Origin of the sequence: Salinivibrio siamensis (assembly GCF_001996005.1) — a bacterium.
Taxonomy (GTDB): domain Bacteria; phylum Pseudomonadota; class Gammaproteobacteria; order Enterobacterales; family Vibrionaceae; genus Salinivibrio; species Salinivibrio siamensis.
Window position 1 is genome coordinate 1 of sequence record NZ_MUFB01000050.1, and the last position, 5763, is coordinate 5763.

Here is a 5763-nt window from a genome sequence, read left to right on the forward strand (position 1 = left end):
CGTTTCCGCTCGACTTGCATGTGTTAGGCCTGCCGCCAGCGTTCAATCTGAGCCATGATCAAACTCTTGTGTTAGGCCTGCCGCCAGCGTTCAATCTGAGCCATGATCAAACTCTTCAATTTAAGTTTTGGTGTTTGCTTTCCCAAAAGGAAAGACAAACGGCTCGATAAATACTGTTTTGTTCGTCTCTTACGAGACAAACGAATTGACTGTGCCGAACAACTATTAAAGTTGTCGTTTGGTCACTCAGTTCATCGAATAAATCTTTTTGTCTATTCTCAACGAGTGCCCACACAGATTGCATAGGTCAAATTGTTAAAGAGCGTTGACGATGCGAAGCTGCGCTTCGCTTGGTCAGGGCTGCGTATCTTACGCGCCTTGCCGTTAAAGTCAAGAAGAAATTTTATCTTTTATCTTCAACCCGCCGGGTGAAATAAAACCTCTTTTTGACTCCCCTAACGCTTGGCGTTAAGTAGGCCGGCCATCTTAATCTTTTAAAAACTCACGTCAAGCGTTTATTTTTATTTGATTTTTTGCCTCGACATGGCAGTAAATCGCTTGCCGTGTCGATGTGGGGCGTAGTATAGCGACGCGGATCACACTGACAAGGGATTTTTACGTTTTTTATTTCGACTGAGCAATAATCCACCTAAAATGATGAATAACCAGCGATTTGAAACATTATTGATACGAGACCTTTACCGCAAGGTAACGCTGGCTTGTTTTCTTGGTCTTTTTCACGACATGCATTGCCGAAATGTTGTCATGTCATCACTTTAATCGTTCTATTTAATTACGCTTATGAAATCACCAGTTAATTTTGCTTTAGTCATCTGCATCGCCGTCCTTGGCGCAATTATTGTCAGCCTGATGGACGTCAGCTCACCCGCACTCTCGTTTGCTGTGGGTGCGATACTTAGTGGCCTGGCTTGCCTATATCTTCCTTTGCCCAACTTTATTCAGCCAGAGCAAGCACCATCTACATCTACCTCGTCGAGCGAAAAAGAAGAAGAGTCTCCGCAAAGTAAAACGCTATACGTTGGAAACTTACCTTATCGTGCGAATGAAAATGATGTACGCACGCTGTTTAGCGAACATGGAGAAGTATTTGCCGTTCGTCTAATGAAAGACAAGCGGACGGGGAAACGCCGAGGGTTTGGTTTTGTGGTGATGGCCGCCGGGCATGCCGACGATGCTATCAATGCGCTCAATAATAATGTTTATGGTGAGCGGACACTTAAAGTCCGTGAAGCGAATGAGCCAAAAAAGCAGGCGAATAGCTGACATCCGTAAAACCTATCGATCGGATAAAGTCCGCCAAGGCATCGGCTTTAATAGGGGTTGCCGTCGCATAAGCGCAATGCTTCGACGTCGCTGCGGTAGCCCTTGCGTCGCTATCTAGACTCACCAGCGAGACCACGCGACGCGCAATCGCCTCTCCCGAATCAATTAAGTGGACTTCATCCCCCACCACTGATTGAATTTCATCACGCAGTAAAGGGAAGTGAGTACAGCCGAGCACGAGGGTATCGACGGTTCCTTTAAACGGTCGCAATATAGCCGCGAGATCTTGCTGATTCACCGCCTCACCCCGGAGTTTGCGTTCTGCCATGTGCACGAGCGCCGTGGTACCGACTGAGACTACCTGGCACTCTTTGGCAAAGTCCGCCACTAATTGTTCGGTATAAGGGCGGGCGACGGTGGCTGGCGTAGCGAGTAAGCCAATGATTTTTTTCTGACTGATCGCTGCTGCAGGCTTGATCGCAGGCACAACCCCCACGACCGGAAGCGCTAACTGCTGACGGAGCGTCGGTAATACCAGCGTCGATGCTGTATTGCATGCAATGACGACGATATCAATATCATGATCATGATGCGCACACACAGCGCGCACTTGAGCCGCCACCCGTGTGACCAAGCGCGTGTCATCTAACTCACCGTATGGAAAAGCTTCGTTATCGAACAAATAGGTGTAGTTAGCGTCAGGAAGCTGCTCTCGTACCGACTGGTAAATCGATAAGCCACCCACACCAGAGTCAAAAATCAAAATATTGGGCTGCACCATGGGACACTCATGCAATCAATAACGCCCTTATCATAACGACAAGGGCGTGAAGAAAGCTAGTTTAGAAAGAATATCTCGCTTCTAGTGTCAATTGGCGTCCATCACCTGGATAGTATGAATCCCACTGGTTAACATTGGCGGGATATTGTTTATCAAAGAGGTTATCGATCCGAAATGTCGTTAGCCACTGATCTAGTTCGTACTGCAACGCAAAATTAGATAGCCAATAAGGGGATAGTTTTCCTTTACTGTTAGCAGTATCACCATCTTTATAGCGTGATCCAGTGTAGATTCCTTCCAAGTGCATAAGGATATCTTGAGTAATATGCACTGTACTTTGTAATGTAGCGGTGTGCTTCGCTACCCACGGCAATGCATTACCTTTGCTATCCCCTTCGGTGAATTCAGCATCAATATAATGGTACTCACCCGCAACAAGCCATGCGGAAGTAACCTGCAACTGACCAGATATACTTCCCCCGTATCGCACCGAGCGATCTGCGTTAACATTTGCCCCATTAAAAGAACCACCCACAGGCTTCGTTGCGCTGGAGTCAAATATAATCTCATCATCAATTTCTAAACGATAAAGATCCGCACCAATTTGATAGCTCTCAGCCTCTTGTCGCCAACCTAGTTCCAGAGAATTGCCTCGCTGCGGATCTAAACCAAACACACCTGGAGAGGTGTATGCTTGCTCATCCACTTTTGCAAAACGAAAGTTCTGCTCACCACGAATATAAAGACGGTTTATATCATCAATAAAGTGGTTCACCCCTATCTCTAACGCGCTAGCATGTGCTTTTAATTGCTCGCCATTTGGATATGTCGCAGCATCCGTCAAGTCATCGGTAACACGTGACTTTCTTCCTCCCAGAACAAGAGTAGTCTGTGAAGACAATGGGTAATGAAGCTGGCTAAACACGCTCATTCTTTGCTGACGGTTATCTCTATCCGTTGTGCTGAAAGCACTCTGAGAATAGTAGTCAAATGCGTTATTGGCATAATCTACGCCAACTATCCACGCTCCTTCTCCTCTATTGGTCGAAAATGATTTCTCTCCTGATGCTGAAATCGTTAGCTGATCCAACTCGGCTTGGCTTGGTGTTCCCCAACTTTTAGCGCTTGTGCTGGTATCCGAATACTGTAAAGAGGTAGATAACTGCCATGTTTCTCCTACACCTTTCTGATAACCCACATCAAGCGAGCGAGATATTTCATGACCATAATCTTCAGCGTGAGTACTTTTAGACTGGCGAGGATTGGCGCGATAATCATTTTCAGTTAGTGAACTTGGCCATTGACGATCATCGTCAAAGTAACTTAGTACAGCGTGGAAGCGCTCGCTACCTCGCTGATATTCGACTCGGCTACTCAACATCCCAGAATCTTGCGCATTGTGCTCACGATAGTTGTCTGTTTTCTCGTAGTCTGCCGAGATTTGATAATGCCAATAATCACTCAGCTTTCCTGATTTGCTAGCATAAGTGCCACGGGTATCGAAGTCTCCTAGACGAACACCTACATGGCCTCCCTCTCTGGCTGTACTTTTTAGAATGATATTGATGACACCACCTACCGCTTGGTCACCATATAAAACACCGGCACTACCAGAGAGGATTTCAATACGCTCTACTTGGCTCATGGCAATAGCACCTAGTTGTGGCCCAGATAGATCAGCCTTATTTAATCGCCGACCATCAACCAAGATAAGTGTGTTATGCGCGCTTTGGCCACCAGAAAATCCGCGCATTGCAAAAGAAGCGCCAGAGTTAGTATCCGAAACCTGAATACCTGACTTTCCTCTAAGTAGAGTCGTTATATCTTGAGCTCCACTCTTGCGAATATCTTCTTGAGTAATTACAGCGACGTTTGCGGGTATTTGCGTCAGCGTATCAGCATGATGACTACGCCCTATCACCACCACCGTTTCAGTGTTTTGCTCGGCCCACGCGGCCGCAGGGAATAGTGACGTCGCCACCAGGCTCGCCACAATCTGTTTGTTCATTGGATCTTCCTTCCTAATCGCGAGAATAGGCAGCACTGTGCTGCGAGTGTGGGCTGTATTCGGACTTAAGAGCATGGCTTTCGCCGCCTACTGCTAACGACTTCCCATCGCATACCATCAATCAGTATTGGCGACAGTGTCTGGCCTAAGGCCGGTTAGGGTCGTTCTCTAATACCGCTGCGCGTCAGTTGCGGGCTCTCACCGCATTCCTGTGATCCGTCACATATAGCAAGACAGGATCACTTTCCCACGCCTGGATATTAGCCGTCTAGATGGATATTGTCCATTGATAACCTTATTGAATAAGGGAGAATCGTGAGCAAGGGTGGACATGGCTGGGGATTTGTCTAAAATCTGCGCTCATTTTCCAATCGCTGAGGCAGCCATCATGACCAAGGCTCACACCGCCGTTGACTACGACACACAGCTTGCTGAGAAAGTCCAACGACTCAATGCACAACTCGCGCCGTTTCACGCACCTGAGCTAGAGATCTTTCGCTCACCGGAAACCCACTATCGGATGCGCGCAGAGTTTCGGGTATGGCATGAAGGCGACGACTTGTATTACATCATGTTTGATCCTGCGACCAAGCAGAAGTACCGGGTCGATACCTTTCCTGCCGCGAGCCGCTTGATCAATGACCTCATGCCGCTATTAATGGAGGCCATCAAGCCCAACGACGCCTTGCGACGTAAACTGTTCCAGGTTGATTTCCTCTCCACCTTAAGCGGTGAGATCTTGGTATCGTTGCTCTATCATCGCCAGCTAGACGAAGAGTGGGACAGCGCCGCGCAAGCGCTTAAACAACGTTTGAACGATGAGGGCTTTAATCTCAATTTGATTGGCCGTGCGCGCAAGCAAAAGAAAGTGCTAGACCGCGACTACGTTTTAGAAAAGCTCAATGCCGATGGTCAAACGCTGATCTACCAGCAAATTGAAAACAGCTTTACCCAGCCTAACGGGCCGGTGGCGGAGAAAATGCTGGAATGGGCCATCGATTGCACTCGCGATAGCCAAGGTGATTTGCTGGAGCTGTATTGCGGGAACGGCAACTTTTCCCTCGCCTTGGCGAAAAACTTTCGCCGCGTTCTCGCCACCGAGCTGGCGAAACCCTCAGTGCAATCGGCGCAGTACAATATTGCCGCTAACAACATCGACAATGTGCAGATTATTCGCATGTCTGCCGAAGAATTCACTCAGGCGATCAATGGCGAGCGCGAGTTTCGCCGCTTAAAAGATCAAGGGGTGACACTGAGTGACTATCAGTGCAATACCATTTTTGTCGATCCCCCTCGTGCGGGCATGGATGATGAAACCTGCAAAATGGTGCAAGGTTACGATCGGATTTTATATATTTCCTGTAACCCTGAGACCTTGGTCGAGAACTTAGAGCGCCTCAGCCAAACACACCGCATTAGTCGCTGTGCGCTGTTTGATCAATTCCCGTTCACCCACCATACCGAAGCCGGGGTGTGGTTAGAGCGCAAATAGTCACGGCAAGCAAGCTCGGATAAACGTAAAAAGGCGTCTTCTCGACGCCTCAGACTGCTGACAAAGGTCTAGCTTTCGAGCTAGACCTTTGATCTAATAGGAGTGTCGCAATAGGGATGCTCCGGTATGCTTCAAGAACCTTCTCCACACCAATATGAACTTGAAATGGTGACGATGGAACAACTTGTTCCCAAAGAC

At 47.9% G+C, this 5763-nt stretch carries 4 protein-coding genes, 1 rRNA gene and 1 riboswitch; of the genes, 2 read left to right on the forward strand and 3 right to left on the reverse strand.

Features of this window, described 5'->3' with window-relative positions; genetic code table 11:
* A 16S ribosomal RNA gene (locus BZG73_RS15760) occupies window positions 1-74 on the reverse strand; the annotation flags it as partial.
* A gap of 727 nt (window positions 75-801) precedes the next feature.
* Between BZG73_RS15760 and BZG73_RS15765 the strand changes: the two genes are divergently transcribed.
* A complete protein-coding gene (locus tag BZG73_RS15765; protein WP_077607219.1) occupies window positions 802-1284 on the forward strand; it encodes an RNA recognition motif domain-containing protein in 483 nt (160 codons plus the stop codon).
* Here the strand turns inward: BZG73_RS15765 and murI are convergent.
* Entirely contained in the window at window positions 1238-2065 is an 828-nt protein-coding gene (gene murI / locus BZG73_RS15770; RefSeq protein WP_077668809.1) for a glutamate racemase, read from the reverse strand. The genes BZG73_RS15765 and murI overlap by 47 nt on opposite strands.
* A 61-nt stretch (window positions 2066-2126) precedes the next feature.
* Complete coding sequence (locus BZG73_RS15775) at window positions 2127-4073, reverse strand: TonB-dependent receptor (protein WP_077668810.1); 1947 nt, start codon at window positions 4071-4073, stop codon at window positions 2127-2129.
* 34 nt (window positions 4074-4107) lie between these two features.
* A riboswitch (cobalamin riboswitch) is annotated at window positions 4108-4335 on the reverse strand.
* Between the two features lie 126 nt (window positions 4336-4461).
* Here BZG73_RS15775 and trmA point away from each other — a divergent pair.
* Window positions 4462-5565: a tRNA (uridine(54)-C5)-methyltransferase TrmA gene (trmA, locus tag BZG73_RS15780; RefSeq protein ID WP_077579510.1), complete on the forward strand. Its 1104-nt coding sequence runs from the start codon at window positions 4462-4464 to the stop codon at window positions 5563-5565.
* Window positions 5566-5763: the final 198 nt, after the last annotated feature.